Annotated in this window: 27 protein-coding genes; all 27 read left to right on the top strand. The window is 51.2% G+C overall.

Annotated features, from left to right (window positions below; all coding sequences use genetic code 11):
• The first annotated feature begins 284 nt into the window (after window positions 1-284).
• Window positions 285-914 (top strand): uracil phosphoribosyltransferase, encoded by a 630-nt coding sequence (upp, locus tag V8F51_RS28495; RefSeq protein ID WP_337103895.1) that lies wholly within the window; start codon window positions 285-287, stop codon window positions 912-914.
• A gap of 37 nt (window positions 915-951) precedes the next feature.
• The gene (wecB, locus tag V8F51_RS28500) at window positions 952-2100 is read left to right on the top strand and encodes a non-hydrolyzing UDP-N-acetylglucosamine 2-epimerase (protein ID WP_337103896.1); all 1149 of its coding nucleotides are present in this window, start codon (window positions 952-954) and stop codon (window positions 2098-2100) included.
• A 190-nt stretch (window positions 2101-2290) separates the two neighbouring features.
• A complete protein-coding gene (locus V8F51_RS28505; RefSeq protein WP_337103897.1) occupies window positions 2291-2524 on the top strand; it encodes an AtpZ/AtpI family protein in 234 nt (77 codons plus the stop codon).
• Window positions 2517-2885 carry an ATP synthase subunit I gene (locus V8F51_RS28510; RefSeq protein WP_337103898.1) on the top strand — a complete coding sequence of 123 codons (369 nt, stop codon included), beginning with the start codon at window positions 2517-2519 and terminating at the stop codon, window positions 2883-2885. Before V8F51_RS28505 ends, V8F51_RS28510 begins: the two co-directional genes overlap by 8 nt.
• Window positions 2886-2907: 22 nt before the next feature.
• Entirely contained in the window at window positions 2908-3675 is a 768-nt protein-coding gene (atpB, locus tag V8F51_RS28515; RefSeq protein WP_337103899.1) for a F0F1 ATP synthase subunit A, read from the top strand.
• 88 nt (window positions 3676-3763) lie between these two features.
• Window positions 3764-3979 carry a F0F1 ATP synthase subunit C gene (atpE, locus tag V8F51_RS28520; RefSeq protein ID WP_307204792.1) on the top strand — a complete coding sequence of 72 codons (216 nt, stop codon included), beginning with the start codon at window positions 3764-3766 and terminating at the stop codon, window positions 3977-3979.
• Between the two features lie 100 nt (window positions 3980-4079).
• On the top strand, window positions 4080-4562 hold the full coding sequence (gene atpF / locus V8F51_RS28525; protein ID WP_337103900.1) for a F0F1 ATP synthase subunit B: 483 nt from the start codon (window positions 4080-4082) through the stop codon (window positions 4560-4562).
• The gene (locus V8F51_RS28530) at window positions 4559-5098 is read left to right on the top strand and encodes a F0F1 ATP synthase subunit delta (protein ID WP_337103901.1); all 540 of its coding nucleotides are present in this window, start codon (window positions 4559-4561) and stop codon (window positions 5096-5098) included. Before atpF ends, V8F51_RS28530 begins: the two co-directional genes overlap by 4 nt.
• Window positions 5099-5123: 25 nt before the next feature.
• A complete protein-coding gene (gene atpA / locus V8F51_RS28535) occupies window positions 5124-6638 on the top strand; it encodes a F0F1 ATP synthase subunit alpha (RefSeq protein ID WP_337103902.1) in 1515 nt (504 codons plus the stop codon).
• A 121-nt stretch (window positions 6639-6759) separates the two neighbouring features.
• Entirely contained in the window at window positions 6760-7620 is an 861-nt protein-coding gene (gene atpG, locus V8F51_RS28540) for an ATP synthase F1 subunit gamma (RefSeq protein WP_337103904.1), read from the top strand.
• Between the two features lie 85 nt (window positions 7621-7705).
• On the top strand, window positions 7706-9112 hold the full coding sequence (gene atpD, locus V8F51_RS28545) for a F0F1 ATP synthase subunit beta (protein WP_337103905.1): 1407 nt from the start codon (window positions 7706-7708) through the stop codon (window positions 9110-9112).
• A 24-nt stretch (window positions 9113-9136) separates the two neighbouring features.
• Complete coding sequence (locus V8F51_RS28550; protein ID WP_337103906.1) at window positions 9137-9538, top strand: F0F1 ATP synthase subunit epsilon; 402 nt, start codon at window positions 9137-9139, stop codon at window positions 9536-9538.
• A gap of 178 nt (window positions 9539-9716) precedes the next feature.
• The gene (locus V8F51_RS28555) at window positions 9717-10739 is read left to right on the top strand and encodes an ABC transporter substrate-binding protein (protein ID WP_337103907.1); all 1023 of its coding nucleotides are present in this window, start codon (window positions 9717-9719) and stop codon (window positions 10737-10739) included.
• Complete coding sequence (fhuB, locus tag V8F51_RS28560) at window positions 10736-12799, top strand: Fe(3+)-hydroxamate ABC transporter permease FhuB (RefSeq protein WP_337103908.1); 2064 nt, start codon at window positions 10736-10738, stop codon at window positions 12797-12799. The genes V8F51_RS28555 and fhuB overlap by 4 nt, the downstream gene beginning before the upstream one ends.
• 156 nt (window positions 12800-12955) lie before the next feature.
• The gene (locus tag V8F51_RS28565; protein ID WP_337103909.1) at window positions 12956-15178 is read left to right on the top strand and encodes a methyl-accepting chemotaxis protein; all 2223 of its coding nucleotides are present in this window, start codon (window positions 12956-12958) and stop codon (window positions 15176-15178) included.
• Window positions 15179-15331: 153 nt separating this feature from the next.
• On the top strand, window positions 15332-16945 hold the full coding sequence (locus V8F51_RS28570; RefSeq protein WP_337103910.1) for a spore germination protein: 1614 nt from the start codon (window positions 15332-15334) through the stop codon (window positions 16943-16945).
• Window positions 16942-18192 carry a Ger(x)C family spore germination protein gene (locus V8F51_RS28575; RefSeq protein ID WP_337103911.1) on the top strand — a complete coding sequence of 417 codons (1251 nt, stop codon included), beginning with the start codon at window positions 16942-16944 and terminating at the stop codon, window positions 18190-18192. The genes V8F51_RS28570 and V8F51_RS28575 overlap by 4 nt, the downstream gene beginning before the upstream one ends.
• Before the next feature lie 9 nt (window positions 18193-18201).
• Entirely contained in the window at window positions 18202-18441 is a 240-nt protein-coding gene (locus V8F51_RS28580) for a hypothetical protein (RefSeq protein ID WP_337103912.1), read from the top strand.
• 7 nt (window positions 18442-18448) lie between these two features.
• The gene (locus tag V8F51_RS28585) at window positions 18449-19690 is read left to right on the top strand and encodes a GerAB/ArcD/ProY family transporter (RefSeq protein WP_337103913.1); all 1242 of its coding nucleotides are present in this window, start codon (window positions 18449-18451) and stop codon (window positions 19688-19690) included.
• Between the two features lie 127 nt (window positions 19691-19817).
• Complete coding sequence (locus V8F51_RS28590; RefSeq protein WP_337103933.1) at window positions 19818-20162, top strand: NADH-quinone oxidoreductase subunit A; 345 nt, start codon at window positions 19818-19820, stop codon at window positions 20160-20162.
• Window positions 20147-20665 (top strand): NuoB/complex I 20 kDa subunit family protein, encoded by a 519-nt coding sequence (locus tag V8F51_RS28595; RefSeq protein WP_337103914.1) that lies wholly within the window; start codon window positions 20147-20149, stop codon window positions 20663-20665. Before V8F51_RS28590 ends, V8F51_RS28595 begins: the two co-directional genes overlap by 16 nt.
• The gene (locus V8F51_RS28600; protein WP_337103915.1) at window positions 20566-21348 is read left to right on the top strand and encodes an NADH-quinone oxidoreductase subunit C; all 783 of its coding nucleotides are present in this window, start codon (window positions 20566-20568) and stop codon (window positions 21346-21348) included. Before V8F51_RS28595 ends, V8F51_RS28600 begins: the two co-directional genes overlap by 100 nt.
• Before the next feature lie 6 nt (window positions 21349-21354).
• Window positions 21355-22455, top strand: a complete 1101-nt coding sequence (locus tag V8F51_RS28605; RefSeq protein ID WP_337103916.1) for an NADH-quinone oxidoreductase subunit D — start codon at window positions 21355-21357, stop codon at window positions 22453-22455.
• Window positions 22455-23471 (top strand): NADH-quinone oxidoreductase subunit NuoH, encoded by a 1017-nt coding sequence (gene nuoH / locus V8F51_RS28610; protein ID WP_337103917.1) that lies wholly within the window; start codon window positions 22455-22457, stop codon window positions 23469-23471. Before V8F51_RS28605 ends, nuoH begins: the two co-directional genes overlap by 1 nt.
• A gap of 15 nt (window positions 23472-23486) precedes the next feature.
• Window positions 23487-23936: an NADH-quinone oxidoreductase subunit NuoI gene (gene nuoI / locus V8F51_RS28615; protein WP_337103918.1), complete on the top strand. Its 450-nt coding sequence runs from the start codon at window positions 23487-23489 to the stop codon at window positions 23934-23936.
• Complete coding sequence (locus V8F51_RS28620; protein ID WP_337103919.1) at window positions 23937-24452, top strand: NADH-quinone oxidoreductase subunit J; 516 nt, start codon at window positions 23937-23939, stop codon at window positions 24450-24452. It begins immediately after the preceding gene.
• Between the two features lie 4 nt (window positions 24453-24456).
• On the top strand, window positions 24457-24759 hold the full coding sequence (gene nuoK, locus V8F51_RS28625; RefSeq protein ID WP_442956503.1) for an NADH-quinone oxidoreductase subunit NuoK: 303 nt from the start codon (window positions 24457-24459) through the stop codon (window positions 24757-24759).
• Window positions 24760-24763 lie beyond the last annotated feature (4 nt).

Consider the following 24763-nt stretch of genomic DNA (forward strand, 5'->3'; position numbering starts at 1 on the left):
ATGGTGAGTGTTCGCATCTGTAAGCGCATATGAGCTCTTACGGAGCGGATAGGTTAGCTGGAACGAGCGAGTGTGTGTCTGTATGTGTATCTATGCGCTTATGGAGGCTGGGCAACGTTGAGGGGTCTATGCGTCAGCATTTATCGACAAGCCACAGCATTAGCCGTGCAGGCTTGGACATACTGAAAAAGTAAAAAAACTCAAGATGCATCGCGGGGTTTACAATGCTATAATAGTTGGGATTGTGTCAAGCCTACAACTATATACAGGAGGAATTACGCTCCATGAGCAAACTAATCATTTGCGACCATCCTTTAATTCAGCATAAGCTGACTTTTATTCGGAATAAAGAAACGAATACGAAAGATTTTCGGGAATTGGTTGACGAAGTAGCCACATTGATGGCTTATGAAATTACGAGAGACATTCCGCTGGACACGATTAAAGTGGAAACGCCTGTCGCTGTGACAGACGCCAAGGTCGTATCGGGCCGCATGCTTGGATTGGTGCCGATTCTACGCGCCGGGCTAGGCATGGTCGACGGCATACTTAAGCTTATTCCATCCGCTAAGGTCGGGCATATCGGACTCGCTCGCGATCATGAGACGCTGCAGCCGAAGGAATATTACATTAACTTGCCGACAGATGCCCCTAATCGGTTACTGATCGTTATCGATCCGATGCTGGCAACGGGCGGTTCGGCTATTGCCGCTATCTCCTCGCTTAAGAACCACAATTGCGACCAGATCAAATTGATGTGTCTGATTGCTGCACCTGAAGGCGTGAAGGCTGTTCAGGAAGCTCACCCGGACGTAGATATTTATATCGCTGCATTAGACGAGCGCCTGAATGAGAAGGGCTATATCGTACCAGGTCTTGGCGACGCGGGAGACCGCATGTTCGGGACTAATTAGAGCCTCAGAAGGCAACTATTAATAGGAGTGGAATCTTTTGTCCAAACTGAAGGTAATGACCATTTTCGGCACGCGTCCGGAAGCAGTCAAGATGGCCCCGCTTGTTCTTGAACTGCAGAAGCATGACGATCAGATCGAATCGATCGTATGCGTGACGGCACAGCATCGTCAGATGCTGGATCAGGTGCTCGACTTTTTCGAGATTGAGCCGAATTATGATTTGAATGTAATGAAGGATCGCCAGACGCTGACAGAAACCACCGTACGGGTGCTTGAAGGCCTCGATCCGGTGCTGCAGCAAGCGAAGCCAGACATCGTGCTCGTGCACGGAGATACCCAAACGACGTTTCTAGCCAGCTACGCGGCGTTCCTTAAACAAATTAAGGTAGGCCATGTTGAGGCCGGACTACGGACGTGGAACAAGCTGTCCCCGTATCCGGAGGAGATGAACCGGCAGCTTGCAGGCGTTCTCTCGGATGTGCATTTCGCTCCCACGGAGTGGTCGGCGAACAATTTGCGCAAAGAGAACAAGTCCGATGAATCGATCTATGTAACTGGCAATACGGCAACTGACGTATTCCAATATACGGTGGATGAATCGTTCATGCATCCTGTGCTCGATTGGGCGAAGGGCAAACGGATGATTCTGATGACGGCGCATCGCCGCGAATCGCTAGGCGAGCCACACCGGAACATCTTCCGCGCGGTGAAGCGTATTGCGGACGAGCATGAAGACGTCGTTGTCGTGTATGCGGTCCATCTGAATCCTGCGGTAAGAGAGCCGGCGAACGAGATTCTTGGCAATCACCCGCGTATCCAACTGATCGATCCGCTGGATGTATTCCAGTTCCACAATTTCTACCCGCATACGTACATGATTATGACCGATTCAGGCGGCATGCAGGAGGAGGCGCCGTCGTTCGGCGTGCCGACTCTCGTGCTTCGCGATACGACGGAGCGTCCGGAAGGAATTGAAGCCGGAACGCTTGAACTCGTGGGTACGGACGAAGAAACGGTTTACAACAGAGCGAAGGCGCTGTTGAACGATTCCGAGCTGTATGGAAAAATGAGCCGTGCGGCCAATCCGTATGGCGACGGCAAGGCGTCGGAGCGCATTGTAGAGGCGATCTTGCATCATTTTGGCAGAAGAAAGTCGCGCCCCGACTCGTTCACAGAACGTTCATAGTTTACATGCGTGCAGCCTACTGTAAGGTTGATGTACAGCATACAGTAGTACTGTACGGTTTTGAGCGCTCGGAACACTAGTAGAATCAAGGGTTTTGTGCATTATGTTCACTAAATGTTTGCAGTTATATCAATTGACAAAACCAGCGCCGCTTCGATAAAATATATGAGGATTGACAGGGGTACATGCCATGAATAGAAATAGCAAAAGGGACAATCCGCTGCTGGCTGCCGGACTTGTAGGCGCTCTCGGAATCAATGTCGCAGTTTGTATTTTCTTGGGGTACTGGATCGGCTCTTTGGGCGCGGACCGCTTCGGCGGCGAGATGGCTTGGAAGATGTCGGGTCTGCTTGTCGGTCTGGCTGTCGGCATTCTTTCAGCCATTCTGATTGTAAAGAGGGTTCTGGAGGATTCCGATGGATAACATTATGAAGACGGCAGTTCGGGTGCTTCTGTATCTGCTGGCAGCTTGTCTGCTGGTATGGGCTCTCGCTCCGGAATGGCGTATTGTCACACTCGGCCTTCTTCTAGGATTGGCGGCAAGTTCCATGAATGCGTTTTTATTGAGACGCCGCGTGGAGATGGTTACACAAGGTGCAGCGGGAACCGGGCCGCGCAAGATGGGTCTCGGACTCGGAAGCCGGATCGCGACCGTGCTTTTGGTAGCCATGATCGCCTATCGTTTCCCGGAGAAGTTCAGCATGCCGGCCGCGTTAATCGGCTGTATGGTTATGCCGTTTATTCTTTTGGCAGCAGCTTATATTCATAACAAACGACAGTCTTAGCGGAAAGGGGTGAAAATTTTACATGCATGAATTTCCCATAGTGCATCTTGGGCCGCTCAACATTGATCTCTCGACCGTTATCGCATTATTCGTATCCGTTGTCATTACGATGATTGTGGCAAGATTGGCCGTTCGCAATCTGTCGGTGACGAATCCAGGCAAGATGCAAAACTTCCTGGAGTGGGTCGTTGAATTCGTACACGGAGTCATTGCCAGTGCAATGCCGCTCAATCGGGTTAAGCCTTTCCTATCGCTAGGAATGACGCTTATTATGTTCATTTTCATCTCCAACTTGCTCGGTTTGCCATTCGGTGTCACTTTCGAGGCGCATCACGTCAACAACGCGATTGGCATTACGCAAGAAATGTTGGACGAGCATCACGGCGAAGCGCACGTTGCCTTCTGGAAATCGCCGACCGCGGACATTAACGTCACGGCTGGCCTTGCGATTATCGTATTCGTGATGGTCCACTTCCTTGGCCTTAAACAGAACAGAAAGCACTATCTGAAGCATTACTTCCATCCGTTCCCGATTTTCTTGCCGGTCAACATCATCGAGACTGTTGCAAAGCCGGTAACGCTGGCGCTTCGGTTGTACGCTAACATTTATGCGGGCGAGGTTCTAATCTCCACGATTCTGATGCTTAACTGGGTCGGTATCCCGTTCATGATGGCATGGCAAGGCTTCAGCTTATTCGTAGGCGGCATTCAGGCTTTCCTGTTCACGATTCTGACGATGGTATATATTTCGCAAGCTGCCATCCATGATGAAGCGGATGAACATCACTAAAATAACGCTTTAAACTCGGACAAGCTCATAAAGCTCCGGGTTGGTTATACAAACAAAAAACAAACATATCTCGAGGAGGATTTTAAAAATGGAAATCTTGGCAGCAGCATTGGCAGTAGGTTTGGGCGCAGTTGGCGCAGGCGTAGGTAACGGTATGATCGTCAGCAAAACAGTTGAAGGTATCGCTCGTCAACCAGAACTTCAATCGAAGCTTCAAACAACGATGTTTATCGGTGTAGGTATCGTCGAAGTTGTGCCTATCATCGGCGTAGTTATCGGTTTCTTGGCGTTCTTCAGCGCTTAATTGCAAACAGTCATGATTGGCGGGGAAGGCCTAGCCCTCTTCGCCTTCGTTATGAAAATACGCTTTTAGACACTACTGCAGTTAGAAAGGAGTGGCTTCAATGAGTTTGAATTGGGAATCGATGTTAATAACGATTATTTCGTTCGGCATTTTGTACTGGTTTTTGAACAAGTACGCGTTCGGTCCATTGTTCGGTGTAATGGAGAAGCGCAGACAATTGGTGCTCGAACAGATGAATACAGCGGATTCCAGCCGTAAAGCTGCTGAACAGCAAATGGAAGAGCAGAAGGCAGCGCTGCAACAAGCGCGCAAGGAAGCCTATGAAATTATCGAGCAAGCGAGAACGACAAGCTCGAAGCAAGCGGACGATATCGTGCAAACGGCGAAATCCGAAGCTTCCCGCCTGAAAGACGACGCTCTCAAAGATATCGAAAGCGAGAAAAACAAAGCGATTGCAGCTCTTCGTTCCGAAGTTGGCGGTATCTCTGTTAAGATCGCATCGAAAATTATCGAGAAGCAAGTGGATGAGAAGGCACAGGAGCAGTTGGTTGATCAATACCTGAAAGAAGTTGGAAGCAAATGAGCCGCAATTCGGTCGTAGCGAAGCGCTACGCTAAAGCGTTGTTCGAAGTTGCCGCTTCGCAGCAAATCGTTGCTGAAGTGGAAGCTGAACTGAAGCTGATTGTTGAAACATTGGAACAAAACGCAGACGTTCAAAAATTTCTTTCCTTGCCTAACATTGATCCAAGCAAAAAAGTTGCGGTAATTAAAGCGGCCTTTGGCGACAGCATCTCCGCGCTTGTTCTAAATACTATAGAAATTCTAATTTCGCGCAGACGGCAGGATAATCTTGTTGAAGTATACGCAGCGTATACGAAAATTGCGGGGGATTCGCTTGGTCAGGCGCATGCGACGGTATATTCCGCGCAATCGCTCAGCGGCGAGGAGCTTGCTAACGTAGCAGCTCAATTCGGACAATTGACCGGCAAAAAAATTATTGCACAGCAAATCGTGGATCCTTCCCTGCTCGGCGGCGTACAAGTGCGCATCGGCGACCGTCTATATGACGGAAGCTTGTCCGGCAAGCTGGATCGTTTACAAAAATCGTTTAAAATCTAATGCATGGTAGATAGGGGTGAACGAATTGAGTATTAGACCTGATGAAATCAGCACGCTGATTAAACAACAGATCGAAAACTATAAATCCGAAATTCAAGTTGTTGACGTCGGCACTGTAATCAATGTCGGTGACGGTATTGCCCGTGTACACGGCTTGGAAAACGCGATGCAGGGGGAACTGCTCGAATTCGCTAACGGTGTTGTAGGCATGGCCTTGAACTTGGAAGAAAGCAATGTCGGTGTCGTAATCCTCGGACCATACACGGACATCCGCGAAGGCGACCAAGTGAAACGTACTGGCCGTATTATGGAAGTACCAGTCGGCGAAGAGCTTCTTGGCCGCGTAGTTAACCCGCTTGGTCAGCCGCTTGACGGCAAAGGACCAATCAACACGACTCAATTCCGTGCAATTGAATCGCCTGCACCAGGCGTTATCGACCGTAAATCGGTTCATGAGCCTATGCAAACAGGCATCAAAGCGATCGACGCAATGGTACCGGTTGGCCGCGGCCAACGTGAGCTTATCATCGGCGACCGTCAAACGGGTAAAACAGCGATCGCGATCGACGCGATCATTAACCAAAAAGGCAACGGCGTGAAATGTATCTACGTTGCGGTTGGTCAAAAGCAATCCACTGTTGCTAACGTTGTAGAAACGCTTCGCCGTCATGGCGCGCTTGACTACACAATCGTTGTAACGGCTGGCGCTTCCGAACCAGCTCCATTGCTCTTCCTGGCTCCTTATGCAGGCTGCTCGATGGGTGAGTACTTCATGTACAAAGGCGAGCACGTTCTCGTTATCTATGATGACTTGTCGAAACAAGCGGCAGCATACCGTGAGCTTTCGCTCTTGCTCCGCCGTCCACCGGGTCGGGAAGCTTACCCTGGTGACGTATTCTACTTGCACTCCCGTTTGCTTGAGCGCGCTGCGAAGCTTAGCGATGCAAGAGGCGGCGGTTCTTTGACTGCATTGCCATTCATCGAGACACAAGCATCCGACGTATCGGCTTACATTCCAACGAACGTAATCTCGATCACTGACGGTCAAATCTTCCTTGAAGCCGATCTGTTCTACTCGGGTCAACGTCCAGCGGTTAACGTTGGTATTTCCGTATCCCGTGTCGGCGGTTCCGCTCAAATTAAAGCGATGAAGAAGGTAGCCGGTACGCTCCGTCTTGACCTTGCGGCATACCGCGAGCTTCAAGCGTTCTCGCAATTCGGCTCCGACCTCGACAAATCGACGCTTGCCCGCCTTAACCGCGGTGCGCGCACGATGGAAATTCTGAAGCAAGACGTTAACATGCCGATGCCGGTTGAGAAGCAAGTTATCTCGATCTACTCCGCTGTTAGAGGTCACTTGGATGAAATTCCTGTCGGCGACATTCTTCGCTTCGAGAAAGAGTTCCATGCTTATCTGGATTCGAACAGCCCGGAAATCGGCAAATCGATCCGTGATACGAAGGACCTTGCTGGCGACAACGAGAAAGCTCTCGTTGACGCAATCAACAAGTTCAAGAAAAGCTTTGCCGTAACGGCTTAGAAATATATGGTCTGCGCCCGTCCTACTTCAGTCCGGGCGCAGCTTCCTTACTCCTCCAACACCAGGCTTTGAGCATGCTGCGTAAGCCGCGTGCGCGAGGCAACAAAGGCGGGTGAAACAAATGGCAAAAGGTATGCGCGATATTAAACGCGAGATTAAGAGCAAGCAAAATACGAAGCAGATCACGAAAGCGATGGAGATGGTTGCAGCATCCAAGCTCAGAAGAGCACAGGAAGCGGCGACAGCGTCCCGTCCTTACGCGGATAAGCTGAAGGAAGTTGTAGCAAGCATCGCAGCCGGCACGAAAGATGTGAAGCATCCGATGCTGGAAACGCGTCCGGTTAAGAAAACGGGTTACCTCGTTATTACTTCGGACCGCGGTCTTGCAGGCGGCTACAACTCCAACATTCTTCGTAAAGTAACGCAAACGATTCGCGAAAATCATAAATCCACCGACGAATATGTACTATTCGTTATCGGACGCAAAGGCCGGGATTTCTTCCGTCGCCGCAATATGCCGATCGTGGAAGAGGTTATCGGTTTGCCCGATGCCCCTACTTTCGCAGACATCAAGTCGGTTGCATACTCTGCAGTGAAAAACTTCGCTGAAGGTACGTACGATGAGCTTTACCTGTACTACAATGAATTCGTCAATGCGATTACCCAAGTTCCGACAGCAGTACGCTTGCTGCCTCTGGAAGATGTAAGCGGCAAAGGTTCTGTTGCATCGTACGAATACGAGCCATCGGCTGAAGGCGTGCTTGAAGTACTGTTGCCTAAATATGCGGAAACGCTTATTTACAGTGCAGTATTGGACGGCAAAGCGAGTGAGTTCGGCGCTCGTATGACGGCAATGGGCAGCGCGACGAAAAACGCTAACAAAATGATTAACCAATTGACTCTTACGTACAACCGTGCGCGTCAAGCGGCGATCACGCAAGAAATCTCGGAGATCGTTGCCGGAGCGAACGCTCAATCGTAACTATAGATTTGCACTGTTACCGCGGGCCGCTTGCGATAAGCGCTAGCCCGGGTGCAGTAACAAGAAGGAACCAGGAGGGAAAACCATGAAAAAAGGACATGTTGTATCCGTCATGGGTCCGGTCGTAGACTTAGAGTTCGAACGCGGCAATCTGCCGGAAATTCTGAACGCTGTCAAAATCGAGCAGAAGGGCGAAGCAGGCGGCATCGATATTAATTTGACGCTTGAAGTAGCTGTTCACCTCGGTGACAATAAGGTACGTGCCGTAGCTATGAGTACGACTGACGGTCTAGTACGCGGTATGGTTGCTGTTGATACAGGCGCAGCAATCACAATCCCGGTTGGATCGGCAACGCTTGGCCGTGTATTCAACGTACTTGGCCAACCAATTGACGAAGCTGGCGAAGTAACATCGGCAATCAACCTGCCTATTCACCGTCCGGCTCCTGCTTTCGACGAATTGTCCACATCAGCGGAAATTCTCGAAACAGGTATTAAAGTAATCGACCTTCTCGCACCATATGCAAAAGGCGGTAAAATCGGCCTCTTCGGCGGCGCGGGCGTAGGTAAAACGGTTACGATTCAAGAATTGATCAACAACATCGCGCAAGAGCATGGCGGTATTTCCGTATTCGCAGGTGTAGGTGAACGTACTCGTGAGGGTAACGACTTGTACCATGAGATGAAGGATTCCGGCGTACTTAGCAAAACAGCGATGGTATTCGGTCAAATGAACGAGCCTCCTGGCGCACGTCAACGTGTTGCTTTGACGGGCCTTACAATGGCTGAATATTTCCGTGATGAAGAAGGAAAAGACGTTCTTCTGTTCGTCGACAACATCTTCCGTTTCACACAAGCAGGCTCCGAGGTTTCGGCCCTTCTAGGCCGTATGCCATCCGCGGTAGGTTACCAGCCAACGCTGGCAACTGAAATGGGTCAATTGCAAGAGCGTATCACGTCGACGAAAAAAGGTTCGGTTACTTCGATCCAAGCGATCTATGTACCTGCCGATGACTACACGGATCCAGCTCCTGCAACAACGTTTGCCCACTTGGACGCTACGACGAACTTGGAGCGTAAAATCTCCGAAATGGGTATCTTCCCAGCGGTTGATCCGCTCGCGTCGTCTTCCCGTATCCTTAGCCCATCGGTTCTGGGCGAAGAGCATTACAATGTAGCTCAAGGCGTTAAGAAAATTCTTGCGCGTTACAAAGAGCTTCAAGATATTATCGCAATCCTCGGTATGGACGAGCTTAGTGAAGAAGATAAATTGACCGTGTCCCGTGCGCGCAGAATTCAACTCTTCCTGTCCCAACCGTTCCACGTAGCAGAACCGTTCACAGGCACGCCAGGTAAATATGTTCCTGTTAAAGAATCCGTTCGCAGCTTCAAAGAAATCCTCGATGGCAAACATGATGACCTTCCGGAAGAAGCTTTCCGTTATGTAGGTGTAATCGAAGAAGCTGTCGAGAAAGCCAAAACGCTGCAATAGTAGCGAAAGGCGGGAGGAATCCACATGAGTACCTTTTTGGTCGAAATAGTGACTCCGGAGCGTAAAGTATACGCGGAGACTGCGAACATGGTAAGCGTAACAGGCGTAGAGGGCGAGCTCGGCATCTTGCCGAACCACATCCCGCTTGTAACACCGCTTCGTATCGCTCCCGTAACGATTAAGCGCGACGGCAATAAAGTTGATATCGTAGCGGTTAACGGCGGTTTTATTGAAGTGCGCAAGGATAAGATCGTTATTCTTGCCGAAAGCGCCGAACTAGCTACCGATATTAACATCGAACGTGCGGAATCTGCGAAGCAGCGTGCGCAACAACGTCTAGCTGCTAAGCGTGACGAAGTTGACTACCGCCGCGCAGAGCTCTCTCTGCAACGCGCGATGAACCGTCTGAACATTAAGCATAAGTAATTCAAAGTATCAAGAGCACAGCCCAAGCCAACCCGGCTTGGACTGTGCTCTTTTTGATTTATTTAAAGTAATACTGTTGAAAAGGTTGACAATGAAAATGAGAATCTTTATCATAGTGAAAGTGATGAGAGAGATTATCAATATGGGGGAATGAGTGGAAATGAAACGGATGAAACTAATGAGCTTGATGTTGGCAGCGATGGTGGTGTTTCTAGCTGCATGCGGCGGCAACGCGAACAGCGGGAACACAAACAAGGCAGGTACAGCCAATAACGAACAAGCTAACGATACAGCTACAAATGCTCCTGCTGCGGTGGACGAATCCGTTCGTACGATCAAGCATGGTATGGGCGAGACGGAAATTAAAGGTACGCCGAAGAAGGTAGTCGTTCTGGAATGGACGTATGCTGAGGATCTGCTCGCGCTTGGCGTACAACCGGCTGGCGTAACAGATATCGAGAACTATAACGTATGGTACGGCTATTTGGATCAAAAGTTGGATGCAGACGTCGTTGAGCTTGGAACGCGTCAAGAACCGAGCCTTGAGACGATTACAAGTCTTGCTCCGGATCTTATCATCGGCGTTAAATTCCGCCATGAAGCGATCTACGATCAACTTAAAGCAATCGCACCGACGTTGATCTTCAATCCGTATCCAGAAGAAGGCGGACTTGACCAGTATAGCGAAATGGAAGAAACGTTCCTCGCAATCGGCGACGCTGTAAATAAGAAAGCCGACGCAGAGAAAGTATTGGCTGATCTGCATGCTTCATATGAAGATTCGAAGGGCAAGTTAGCTGCTGCCGGTAAAGAAGGACAATCGATCGTCATGACGCAAGCTTGGAGCGCGGAGGGCGTTGCGACATTCCGCTTGTTTACGGACAACTCGATGGCGATGTCCATTCTAAGCAAGATCGGTTTGAAAAACGCGCACAAAGACGAAGCGTTCCAAATGTATGGTTATTCGGAAGGTTCGCTGGAAGCATTGACGAAAGATGAAACGAAGCAAGCAAGCTTGCTTTACACGATTAGCCCTGACGACACCGTGTTCAGCGAATTGCTTCCGAAGAACGATGTATACAACAATCTTCCGTTCGTAAAAGAAAACCGCCTTTACAACCTTGACGGCATCTGGCCATTCGGCGGGCCGCTGTCCGCGGAACTACTAGCAAATAAAGTAACTGACCTGCTTACGAAATGAATCTAAAAGCAGTTAGCAAGAAGCATAAGCAACAAACGATGAAGAGCCCTGTGCTGCTAGCCGCAGCCGGGCTCCTTCTGCTTGCTATGATGTCTGCCCTTCATCTGACGCAGGGAGAAGCCGATCTCCCGCTCAAGACTACGATTACCGCCTTATTCTCTGCAGAGCCGCAGATGGAGCATCAGATTTTATGGACGCTGCGATTGCCTCGGACGCTAATTGGCATCCTTGTCGGGGGCGCTTTGGCCGTCGCGGGGGCGCTGCTGCAGAATGCAACGCGCAACCCGCTTGCGTCTGCCGCTACACTTGGCATTAACGCAGGGGCATTCTTTGCCTTAACGATCTGCACGATCTTTTTTCCGGTGATGGCTCACTCTTATCCGTTTCTATTAACATGCGCCGGCGGGGCAGCCGCAGCGCTGCTTGCGTTTACGATGGCTGGCGGGGCCAAAGCTTCACCGGTTCGCCTTGCTCTGTCAGGTATGATTGTTACGATGGCGCTCAGCTCGGGTGTCGCTGCCCTGCAGCTGTTCTTCGAACAGAAAACGATGGGGCTGTTTTTGTGGGGCTCAGGCTCTTTGGTGCAGAACGGCTGGGGCGGCGTGCAGCACGCATGGCCTTGGATTATCGGAGGCGTCCTACTTGCCTGCTTGCTAGCTGGCAAATGGGATCTTATGGAGATGGATGAGGATACAATTACTTCACTGGGACAGAAGGCCTGGAAGCTTCGCTTCTCGGGAATTGCAATAGCTGTTGTGCTCGCTGCTATTGCCGTCAGCGTCGTTGGACCGATCGGTTTCGTCGGACTCATCGCTCCGCATCTGATGCGTATGCTTGGCGCCAAGAGACATATTGCGCTGCTGCCTACGTCATTCATCTGGGGCGCGGTTATCGTGATCGCTTCCGACACGGTAGCGATGCAGTTCAGGCATTCGCTTGGACCGCTGCCAGCCGGGGCAATAACGGCCTTAATCGGCGGACCATGGCTTGTATGGCTTGTCCTGCGGACGGTTAAAGCCAAGCGCGAAGGAACGCCTCAGGCTACCTCTGCCTCTTCCGTCAAGCTTGCGCGCGTTCCGTATGGCGTATGGGTTGCAGGAGCGTTCCTTCTACTGGCAGCAGCAATTGTCGCGAGCTTGGCATTCGGAAGCTTGCGTATTCCGGTCGGCGATGTCATATCGGCTTTATTCGGCAATGGCGAAGAGCAAGTGAAGCGGCTAGCCATTGATATGAGGCTGCCGCGTACTTTAGTAGCCGCTCTAGCAGGCGCTACGCTTGCGGTCAGCGGCTTGCTTCTGCAAGGCATCGTTCGCAACCCGCTCGCCGATCCTTCTATTATTGGCGTGACGGCTGGCGCAAGCGTAGGGGCAATGCTGCTGATGGCCGTATTCACGGGCTTATCCGTTCAGTGGTTGCCTGCCGGAGCGTTCATTGGAGCGGTGGCTGCGTCATCTCTTGTATTCCTCTTAGGCAGGAAAAGCGGCTTTCAACCCGCTGTCGTTGCTTTGCTTGGACTTGGCGTATCCGCTGCGGGAAGCGCAATTGTGCAAATCCTGGTCCTTCGCATGAAGATGACCGTAGCATCTGCGCTAGTCTGGCTTGCAGGAACGACTTATGCGCGGACCTGGGACGATTTCTGGCAGTTGATCTACTGGCCGCTTATTTTGCTGCCGATCGCTTGGATACTTGCACGACGAATTGATATTTTACAATTTTCAGATACGACAGTGACGAATTTGGGCTTGAAGGCGGATCGTGCGAGGCTGCTGATCGGCGGTCTAGGTGTGGCGCTAGCCGCTGCGGCAGTATCTGTAGTCGGTTCGATCGGATTTATCGGTCTGATAGCTCCACATATAACGAGAATGCTCGTAGGGCCGCATTATCGGAAACTAGTTCCCCTAACTGCTCTTCTCGGCGCCGTCCTGCTCGTGCTCGCCGACATGATTGGGCGCTCGGTTCTAGCGCCGAAAGAAATTCCGTCGGGCCTGATTGCGGCTCTGATTGGAGCCCCCTACTTCATGTGGCTGATGTGGCAGGCAAACCGAAAGAAAAGCCGATAATGTCAGGTAATATTCGTGTTTATGGTCTTTTTTCATGAGACTCACATAAATCTTGACCATTTTCGACATAAAAACTAAACTTCTGCATGAAATATCCAACAACATATGTTAATATAGTTAACATTAGTAGATAGAGAAGAGCAGGAGGAGTGCGATATGTTCGATTGGTTAGGGATGAAGGTTGGGTTTCCACTCTGGATTTCTTGGCAATTAAACAAAGATTTGAAGGACGATGTTGAGCAGAGCTTCGAGGGGATCGCGGATACGCGCAAGGAGCTGCTCTCATCGTGGGCGATGGAGAACTGGGACCAGCTCGATCAACTGGCGGGGCAACTGAAACCTGTATTTACCGGAATCGGGTCTAAGCTATCCGCAGCAGATCAACCTTCGATCGAACGATTGCTAGAACGTACATATGCACGCGCAATTGACGTGACGGAGCTCTTCATTATGGATGAGCAGCATACGGTTATCTACTCTACGCTTGCCGATCATATCGGACAATCGTATCGTTCAGGAAGTGCCATCTATAACGGTTTGGTCTATGCAACGCAAGAAGGCAGCATGCGCAAATGCTTGTTCGGACCTTATAGCGATCACATTACGTTGAAGCTAGGCGCACGTTCTTCCTCCTTCCACGATAAAATGACGTTATTATTCATATGCCCGTTCAAGACGGAGAGCGGTGCCTCGGCTACGCTTTGCGCGCGTGTGCCGAATGATGTCATTGGCGACCTGATTCAACGGGAATCAGGCCACGTCTATCCCGACTCGGGTGATAACTACATCTTCATGGCCGAGCCGGGACTTAATCGCCAGATCGCTCCGGGAACAGCTTTGTCACGAAGCCGGTTTGAGGATCGAACGTTCACGCACGGCGAAAACTTGAAGGATGGCGTTACGACAGACTGGGGAATGGTATCGATCAAGGAGCATACCGAGTTGGAGTTAATGTTCACCGATCCGGCGACAGGGGAGCTTCATCCAGGGGTAGCGAATACGATTAGGAACGGAAGCAATCTATTCGTTCAATTCCCGGGGTATTCGGACTACAGGCATATTTCTGTTATCGGCAAAGGTGTAACGTTCCAGCTGCCGCACTGCCCGGACAAGTGGGGCATGATGTGCGAGGGCGATCTAGAGGAAGTGTACCGGATTCGCAGTATCGGCTGGAGGCAGCGCAAAATTCAATGGGGTTCTATGCTCGTACTCAGCATGCTGTCAGCGCTTCTTGTAGGGCTTATCGCTTCAGCAGTATCTCCTTGGGTTGCGGCAGCCGCTGTATTCGCATTCACATTAATCTTCGGTGTGTTCATCGAAGGAACGATCCGGCGGAAGGAAGCGAGCAGAGTCGTCGGGCATTTGCGCAAAGTAAATTCCTTTATTCGTATGAATGCGGAAGGAAAGGGCGACTTGACGCAGCGACTTCAATTGTCGGAGTTCGACAACGACGAATCGAAGGAACTGGCGAAGTGGATCAACAATATGATCGACTCGCTCGAAGGTATTATGCTGCAAGTGAAGCTGGCCGCTGCGGACGTATTGTCCAGCCAGCATGTGCTTAATGAGTCTGCCGCTGTAACGGCGCAATCCACCGAGCGGGTGAGCGGCAAAGTCAGCGATATGATCGGCAGCATTAGACTGCAGCTTAAGGATATCGATACGGCGAAGGATACGGCCGATGATATGCGAGCTACGCTAAGGCTGCTTGAAGAGCAGGCTGCGGCGCAAATAGCGGTAGCGAAGTCCGAGGTTGATCGAATCGGCGATAAGATGTTCCATATATCGGCGAAGGTCGGACAGACGAATGAAACGATTCATAAATTCATGTCCACTGTGCAGGAGATTAGAGGCGTGCTGCAAGTTATAGAAGAAATATCGGCACAGACGAATTTGCTGGCGCTGAATGCTTCGATCGAGGCGGCTCGCGTAGGCGAGCAAGGCAGAGGTTTCGCGGTAGTTGCAGCCGAAATTCGCAAGCTTGCCGATATGACGAAGAAATCAACGGAAGAGGTTCACACGATTACGCAGCATATTTATGAGGAAGCGAAGCAAGCCTATGCTTCCATGGATGAAGGTACTCGGGTCGTAGAGGAAGGGACAGAGCTTGTAGCTACTGCCGCAAGCACGCTGGCTGCCGCGCATGCCGAGGATGTACGCAAAACGCAGGTCGTTGACGAGGTTGTCGAGCTGATGGAGAAGATCGCGCTTGTCAGCCGAGAGAACCGCAGAGTTTCATCCGATGTTGAGGGCAAAGTGAAAGAGTTGATCGGTGAGATGAGCAATGTCCGGCAGACATCGCAAAGCGTAGAATCGATTACGACGCTGCTGCAGCAATTGGTAGGACAGTTCAAGCTGACCGATACGAGAATCAGGTAAATGAGAGAGGGCCGCAGGCACCGTTATTTTATAACGGGGTTGCGGCTTTTTTGTTCGCCAAAACTAGCATGTACATAATAATGGAATGCCAGAGGCATCCTATCCCTAATAAGTATGAGTGCAGACTATTCGGCTGTGAGGGAGCGGATGCATATGTCGGGACGTATGGTGCAAGGCAAGCGCAAGAGCGGCGCAACAGACGAGAAGAGGCTGACCAAAGCGGTCGAGCATGAATCAGAGCAAATGAACCGAATGGCAGACATGCCCGTTACTTCCTCATTGAAGAAAAATATAGAAATGTGCAAGAATGAGCTGGGCGAAAGTCCGGACATTATTTACCGCGAATTAGAGTTGAACGATGCTGGCAATACGCCAATCCTGATTATTTATGTGCAAGGAATGATCGAGGATGATCGGATGAATGAATTCGTCATTCAACCCTTGCACCGAGATCGGTATGACGTAGAGACGGAGCAGCATGGCATGCCGTTGCTGACGTGGATGGAGAAGAAGCTGCTGTCGACCGGTCTTGCCGTGGATGTGAAGGATTGGAAGATGGTTTTCCAAAGGCTGTTCATGGGGTATTGCATCATTATGGTGGAGGGCGAAACGCAAGCGCTGGCCGCGAACGTTGTCGGAGGTGCTCGCCGGGGAATTGAAGAGCCGAAGACCGAAATGGTCATTCGCGGTCCGCGCGAAGGGTTCACGGAATCGATTCGCGCGAACACGGCGATGCTTCGAAGGAAGATTCGCAGTCCGAAGTTGTGGATGGAGCAAATGACAATAGGCGATGTTACTCAGACGCCGGTAAGCTTCATGTATGTTAAGGGGCTTGCCAGCGAAGAGATGGTTACGGACCTTCGAGAACGGCTCAAAGCAATCAAGATTGACGGCATATTGGAATCGGGCTACATCGAAGAGCTGATAAGCGATCAGAAATGGACGCCTTTCCCAACCATTCTGAGCAATGAACGGCCAGATGCGGTTGCCGGCAACTTGCTGGAAGGGAGAATCGCAATTCTAGTTGACGGTACGCCGTTCGTACTTATTGTGCCGGCTACGCTTAACGTATTTTTTCAAGCGGCGGAGGACTATTACCAACGTTACGATATTGCTACGTTCTTGAGGCTGCTTCGCTTCGCTTCGTTTATGATCGCGCTGCTAATGCCGTCTATTTATGTCGCAATCGTAGGCTACCACCAAGAGATGATTCCAACGCCTTTGCTGCTAAAACTGGCGGCTCAGCGGGAGGGCGTTCCGTTTCCTGCTTATTTGGAAGCATTCGTTATGGAACTCGTGTTCGAGATATTGCGCGAAGCGGTCGTACGTATGCCCAGCGCGGCCGGCAATACGATATCGATTGTTGGCGGTCTCGTTATCGGACAATCGGTTGTAGAAGCGGGAATTGTATCCCCGGCGGTCGTGATCGTCGTTTCGTTCACGGCAATAGCCAGCTTCGTTTCACCAAATTACAGTCTCGGTATTGCCGCCAGGCTGTTGCGTTTCTTCCTGTTGTTTGCCGCATCAACGCTGGGTTTCTATGGAATTGCGCTCGTCACCCTGTTTATACTGCTGCATTTATGCAATATTAGATCGTTTGGCGTGCCGTATATGACACCGTTCGCGCCAATGGTGATGGCCGATCTAAAGGATACTTTCATTCGCGCTCCATTGTGGCTAATGAAGGAACGTCCGCAGCGCATCAAGTCGGGCAATAAAGTGAGACAGCAGGTAGACCCAGAGCCTAGGAAGGAGCCGGGGCAATGACTGCGAAGCGAATCCGGGCATGGCTGCAAAGAGCAAGAGAGACTGTCCGCCCTGTACGAGTCATCGGGGCAGTCGGCGTTCTGCTGCTTCTTAGCGGCTGCTGGGACTTACGATATCTGGACAAGCTGGGCGTCGTATTCGCAATTGGCATCGATCCCGATCCGTCAGGAAAGCAAGAGATGCAGCTTACCGTACAGGTCGTCCTGCCGCAGAACGTGGCATCAGAGAGCAAGGGCGGCGGTGGCGGACCAAGCGTAACGTCATTCACGGAGACGGGGGACACTGTATTCGAGGCAATTCGCAAAATGACGACAAAGACGTCGCGCAGACTTTTTTTCTCTCATACACAGATGTTGATCATCAGTGAGAGCATGGCGAGGCGAGGCGTTTATCCGCTTGTTGATCTTATCGAACGGAACCCCGATATTCGAACGGATATACAGATAGCATTGGCGCGGGGAACGAGCGCTCGCAAGCTGCTGCAGACGACGACGCAGACGGAATCGATCCCGGTCAATCAGTTCCATGCCATGATCGAGGTCAACGAGGAAGCGTACGGGACCAATTATGCGATTTTCGTTAAGGACATTACGCGGTTGGCGGGTAAAGGCAGAGAACAAGGCGTTATCCCGTCTTTGCGTATCGATGGCGATAAGTCGGCAGGGAACAAGATGGACAACGTAACTACCATTCCTCCGGAGACGGTCCCCTCCCTTGCATCAATGGGCGTACTTAAAGAAGGTAAGCTGGTCGGCTTTCTGACGCCAAAGCAATCTCGCGGACTTGCTTGGTTGAAGGGCAAGGTGAAGAGTACGGTTATCAAGCTTGCATGTCCGGAGTCGGAAGGCTTTTTAACGGTAGAGATACAAGAAGCGAATCGCTTATACCACGTGAAGCAGGGAAAGGACGGCAAACCAATCATCGAAGCAGATCTGCTGCTTACGGGAGGCATACAGGAGATTATGTGTCCAGGCATTAAGGTAATGGAGGAGAGCGTCTTAATGCAAATAGGCAAGTTGACGAGCGATGCGGTTAAGGAGGAAGCAGAAGAAGTGATTCATGTCCTGCAAAAAGATATGAATTCGGATGCGCTTGGCTGGGGCAAAGAGATCTATATGCGTAAGCCGTCGATATGGAAACGGAAGGAAGCAAGCTGGGACGAAGATTTTCCGTTCGTTCAGTCCATTATCAAATGCAAGACGAATATTCTCAGTTCAGGCGTAAGAAGCGAATCTATCGTGGAATGAGTGATCGGGATGCTTCCTTTAATCGTAGCTATGCTTGTTGTAGCAGGCAGCGGCGTTCTTATTTGGATTCGTAACGGTGTTCGCGGACAGTACAGGGAGCGCGGCTGGTCTATCTTTATATTAACGATAGCGGCTGCGCTTATCGCATCTATGATGCTCGGACTTCCAGTTCCGAATCCTTTGGATATGATTATGGCTCTATTTAAGCCGGTGTACATTCCGTTAATTTTGTGGATCGAGAAGGGGTGAATGGAAATTGAGTAAAACGGCAGGGTTGAACAACTCATTGATTACGCCGGGGCAATCGGCGAAAATGGTCTTCATGTTCGCAATGGGAAGTTCGACGCTCATCCTGCCAACAGCCGTCACGGTCATCGCCAAGCAGGACAGTTGGGTGTCGATGCTGCTTGCCGGGCCTATTAATTATTTCGTGCTCATGATTTATTTGGCGCTTGCCGAACGATTTCCTAATATGTCGCTGGCGCAATATGCACAGAAGCTGCTCGGTGTATGGGCAGGCAAGCTTCTCAGCATAACCTACATTGTATTTTTTCTTATATTAAGCTCGCTTGTACTAAGGAATATATCCGATTTTCTAGGCTTGTCTGTGTTGCCGCAGACGCCGGCATGGTTCATTAATAGTACGTTTATGCTCGTTGTGGTGTATGGCGTCTACTTAGGAATAGAAACTATCGCGCGTACGGGTGAGATCCTTTTCACCTGGGGGATGCTGATCATTATTGTCATTCTCGTATCGCTCACCAACCAATTCAACTTCCACAATTTTGAGCCTATTCTGTATAAGGGATTGCTGCGGCCGATTAAAGGGGTCTATCCGATTCTCGGCTTCCCGATTGCCGAATTTGTATTTTTCACATCCATATTGCCGCTCGTGCAAAAACAAAACAAGCGAAAGCTGCGCAAGGCGCTTAAGCTGTCGATGATCGTCCTTACCACTTCGAGTACGATATTGACCTTCTACCTCATTGCCGTCATGGGGGTAAGTGAAGTGACCCGAAGCCCTTTCTCCGTATACGATATGGCTAAGTATATTAATATCGAGGAAATATTAGTTCGGGTTGAAATATTGGTGGCGATGGTCTGGATTGGAACGGTATTTATGAAGCTTGTTTTATGCGTATATGCGCTCACCGTTACAACGGCGCAGGTCGTCGGCCTCCATACGTATAGACCGCTTGTCCTGCCGTACGCATTTGTTATTGTTCCGCTGTCCATACTCCTCTACCGCAATATCGCTCATACGAAGGAGGTTGCAATGGGGGTATGGACCTTATATTCGTCGCTTCAGGGCATTATTATCCCGCTCCTATTGCTTCTTATCGCCGTCATTACCGGTAAGCGGGATTCGACTGACGGAAAGCTCGTATCCGATCAGCAAGGGCAAGTAGAGAAGCAGACGGAGTCTAAGCAGCAGGAATCGTCAAAATCCGCTACGGGAGCGCAATCCGAGCCGCAAGCAGACGAGGCGGACGGGTAACTCCGTCATAGACGGCTGTGGAAGCATTTGTTATAATTGTGATGAAAAAATGACCAAGCGGCACTAGTCCGCGCCAAACCAACAGACGGAGGCGACCCGAGTGGAAAACTACGCCAACAACTATGTCATGGTGGCAATTTTCATCGTACTGGGCATTTTGCTCCCGGTTGCGGCTTTGACTATCGGAAGGCTGCTTCGGCCTCATAAGCCGACGGAGCTTAAGAAAACGACGTACGAGAGCGGTAACGAACCGGTAGGTGTTGGTCAGGTTAGATTCAATATCCGTTATTATTTATTTGCATTGATGTTTGTCATCTTCGATGTCGAAACCGTTTTCTTATATCCATGGGCCGTTGCTTATAATAAGCTCGGCCTCTTTGTGCTAGTGGAAATGATCATATTTGCGGGAATGCTGCTTGTTGGACTTCTATATGCCTGGAAAAAGAAGGTGCTGAAATGGAATTCAGTCTAGAGTCAATATCGCTTGATGAGCGCAAAGAGCTGGAACGCAACGTATTTATGGGTACCTTGGAGCAGTTGAAAGCATGGGCGCGGAGCAATTCGTTATGGCCGCTTACGTTCGGCCTTGCATGCTGCGCAATCGAAATGATGGGAACGGGAGCTTCTCATTACGATCTAGACCGCTTCGGGGTTATGTTCCGCACGTCGCCTCGCCAGTCTGACGTAATGATCGTCGCGGGTACGGTCACGAAGAAGATGGGACCGCTGCTTCGGCGTCTATACGACCAAATGCCGGAGCCGAAGTGGGTCATTGCAATGGGCTCCTGCGCAACGGCAGGCGGACCGTATGTGAAGTCGTATTCGGTCATTAAGGGCGTCGATCAGATCGTTCCCGTTGATGTGTACATCCCGGGATGTCCGCCGAATCCGGCGGCGCTGATCTATGGCATCAACCGGCTGCAGGAGAAGATCCGCTACGAGGCGAAGACCGGGAAGCGGGTGACAGGCCGATGAGCGAGGAGCAGGATAAGCCGGATAAGCCGGAGGCTGCGGCGGAGTCTAGCGATACAGTGAAGCCGCCGGCGCCGGCGGTAGATCCGGAGCGTGAGGCGAAGCTGAAGGCAGCGGCGGAAGCGCGCGCTGCTCGTGCGGCAGCAAAGGAGAAGGCGGATGCGGAAGCGGCGGAGGCCGCTCCTGCCGAGCCTAAGCCGCCATCTCCGAAGCAGCCGCATCTCGATCTGCTCGTCGCACTCGTGAAGCAAGAGACGGGGGACGAAGCAGCTATAGTCGAGTCGTACTTGAACGAGCTGAATGGCGATATGCCGACGCTCGTTATACATAATAAGCACTGGCGGAGCATAGCATCGATGCTGAAGGGGCATGACGAGCTGCGCTTCAATTACTTGCGCAACGTATCCGGCGTCGATTACGAGACGCATATGGAAGTTGTCTATCATATGATCGCGCTGGACAGCAAGCTGGAAGCAGCGATCAAGGTGCGGACCGATCGGGACGCCGCATCGGTGTATTCCGCCACGCCGGTCTGGGCGACAGCGAATTGGAACGAGCGTGAAATTTACGATTTGCTGGGCATCGATTTCCCGGGTCATCCCGACCTGCGGCGTATTATGATGCCCGATGATTGGGTTGGACACCCGCTTCGCAAAGATTATGAGCCGCTGGATTCGGAGGTGTAGCCGCCTATGATTCGTACAGAAGAGCTGTTATTGAACGTTGGTCCCCAGCATCCAAGCACGCATGGCGTATTCCGAATTGTCGTCAAGCTTGACGGCGAGGTCATTACGGAAGCGACGCCGGTCATGGGCTACTTGCATCGCGGCACGGAGAAAATCGCGGAAAACTTGAACTTCACGCAGATTATTCCTTATACGGATCGGATGGACTACGTATCGGCCATGACGAACAACTATGTGCTCGTTCATGCGGTCGAGACGATGATGGGACTTGAGATTCCGCTACGTGCGGAGTTTCTGCGGCTCATCGTGATGGAACTGCAGCGGGTAGCAAGCCACCTCGTATGGTGGGGCACGTACCTGCTCGATATTGGGGCGATGAGCCCGTTTCTTTACGCGTTCCGCGATCGTGAAATCATTATCGATTTGTTCAATGAGCTGTGCGGGGCGAGGCTGACTTACAATTATATGCGTGTAGGCGGAGTGAAGTGGGATGCGCCTCCAGGCTGGATGGATAAAGTGCGCGACTTCCTCCCTTATATGGAGAAGAAGCTGGAGGAATACGATAAGCTCGTCAGCGGCAACGAAATCTTCCTAGCGCGGATTAAAGGCATAGGGCAATACGATGCGGCAACGGCGATTGATTACGGACTTTCCGGAGCGAATCTGCGCTGTACGGGGGTTGATTGGGATCTGCGCAAGGCGGAGCCCTACAGCTTGTACGACCGTTTCGAATTCGACGTGCCGCTCGGCACGCGCGGAGATTGCTATGAACGCTACAGGATCCGTCTAGAGGAAATTAAGCAAAGTCTGCGCATCTTGAAGCAAGCAGTAGAGCAATTCCCGCAAGGCGGCGAGACAATGGGCAAAGTGCCTCGTGCGATAAGACCGCCTGCCGGCGAGGTGTATGTGCGCATCGAATCGCCGCGCGGCGAGATCGGCTGCCATATCGTCTCCAAGGGTAAAGCGGAGCCGTATCGTCTTAAGTTCCGCCGGCCTTCCTTCGTTAATCTGCAATTGCTTCCTAAGCTGCTTGTCGGAGAAACAATGACCAATCTCATTACGATATTGGGCGGCGTCGATATTGTCGTCGGGGAGGTCGATTGCTAATGGGAGCATGGTTAAGCGAGCCGCTAACTTGGGGCAGCGCCCTCATGATGTTCCTATGGGGTGTCGTATTCTTAGTCATCTTGCTTGGCTTCGTCACGTATGCCATCTACTTCGAGCGCAAAGTCATCGGCTGGATGCAGCTTCGCATAGGTCCTAATCGCGTCGGTCCGTTCGGATTGCTGCAGACGGTAGCTGATATCTTCAAGCTCCTGATTAAGGAAGATACAATCCCGCGAAAGGCGGATCGGCTGCTGTTCATTCTTGCGCCGGCGCTTGCCTATGTGCCCGCATTCGCGGTACTTGTCGTGCTGCCATATACGCAAAACTTATATTTCGCCGATCTGAACGTCGGCTTACTCTATTATGTCGCGTTGTCGGGCATATCGACGCTTGCCATCGTTATTGGGGGCTGGGCTTCCAATAACAAGTATGCGCTGCTTGGGGGCATGCGCTCCGCCGCCCAAATGATTAGTTACGAGGTGCCGCTCGTTATTTCGGTTGTTGGCGTTATCTTATTAAGCGGCAGTCTGAACCTTAGAGATATCGTCGAAGCCCAATCGGGCGGCTGGTTCTGGAACTGGAACTTCCTTCCGCAGCTTATCGGCTTCGTCGTCTTTATTATCGCGGCCGTCTCCGAACTGAACCGGACGCCCTTCGATTTGCCGGAAGCTGAATCTGAGCTGGTGGCCGGCTACCATGTCGAGTACAGCGGCTTCCGCTTCGCCTTCTTCATGCTGTCGGAGTATGTGTACGTGTATGCCATTGCTGCGCTAACGACGGTGCTATTCCTCGGCGGCTGGCATGCGCCTGCGCCGTTTCTCGATTTTGTGCCGGGCATCATTTGGTTTCTGCTCAAGTTCGTCTGCATCGTCTTCTTCTTGTTCTGGATTCGGGCGACGTTTCCGCGGATACGTGTCGATCAACTGATGGGGCTCGGCTGGAAGGTGCTGCTGCCGATGTCGTTGCTTAACGTTTTTGCGACCGCTGTCTACTTGGAGCTGTTCATCAAAAATTAAGAGGGGGAATAGGCAATGAACGGTATGCTGAAGGGCCTTGGCGTTACGCTTAAATCGATGACAGCTCCCAAAGTTACGACCTCTTATCCGGACGTGCCGATCCTGATGCCCGATCGCTTTCGCGGCATTCAGCATTTCATCCCGGACCTATGCATCGTATGCAACCAATGCGCGCGCATCTGTCCGACGGATTGCATCACGCTGACGGGTAAGCCGAATCCAGACCCGGAGAAGAAGGGCAAAGTGATTGATACGTTCGACTTGAATTTCGAAATATGCATCTTGTGCGACTTATGCACGGAGGTATGTCCGACGGAAGCGATTGTGATGACGAATCACTTCGAACTGTCGACGTTCAGCCGCGACGATCTGTTCAAGGACGTAGAGTGGCTGACCGATAACAACACGCTCGTTCGCGAAGATAACAACAATATCGGAGCGCCGGCCAAAGGAGGCGCCAAATAATTGTTTAATATTGATTTTACGGGAGAGTACGCCGCCTTTTTTATATTCTCCGCGATTATGATTTGCGGCGCGGTGCTGATGATTACGCTGGAGAAGGTCGTTCATATGGTCGTCTCGATGGCGGCCGTCTTCCTCGGCCTCGCCGGCATGTTCGTCCTGCTCGAGGCAGAGTTCGTCGCTTTCGTGCAAGTATTGATCTATGCGGGCGCAATTTCGATTCTGATGATTTTCGGCATTATGATGACGAAGCATCAGTCTGCGGATCAGGAGCCTGTGAAGCCGCTTAAGGAGGCGCTTGCGATTATCGGCGCGCTCAGTCTGTTCGGGATATTGTTCTATGCGATTCGCATGACGACCTTCCCGGAGCCTGCGCCGTTCCAAGCGGGCGAAGACAATACAATGGCTATTGGCATGACGCTGTATACAGGCTATATCATTCCGTTCGAGCTGCTCTCGGTGCTGCTGACGGTAGCCTTCATCGGCGCGATTGTCCTGGCCAAGAAGGAGGCGGATTAATACGATGCTTCCATCCTACTTGACGATGGCTGCTATTTTGTTCTGCATCGGGCTGTACGGGGCTTTGGTGAAGCGGAACGCGGTCATCGTTTTGCTGTCGATTGAGCTGATGCTGAATGCGGTCAATCTGAACTTGATTGCGTTCTCGAAATACGGTGTCGTACCGGCGCTTACCGGTCAGATCTTCTCCTTATTTACGATAACGGTGGCTGCTGCGGAAGCGGCTGTAGGTGTTGCGATCTTGATTGCTCTGTTCCGCTCTCGAGGAACGGTGAATGTGGACGAATACGACGAAATGAAGAGGTGACGTT

This window comes from Paenibacillus sp. YIM B09110, from assembly GCF_037167145.1.
GTDB lineage: Bacteria > Bacillota > Bacilli > Paenibacillales > Paenibacillaceae > Pristimantibacillus.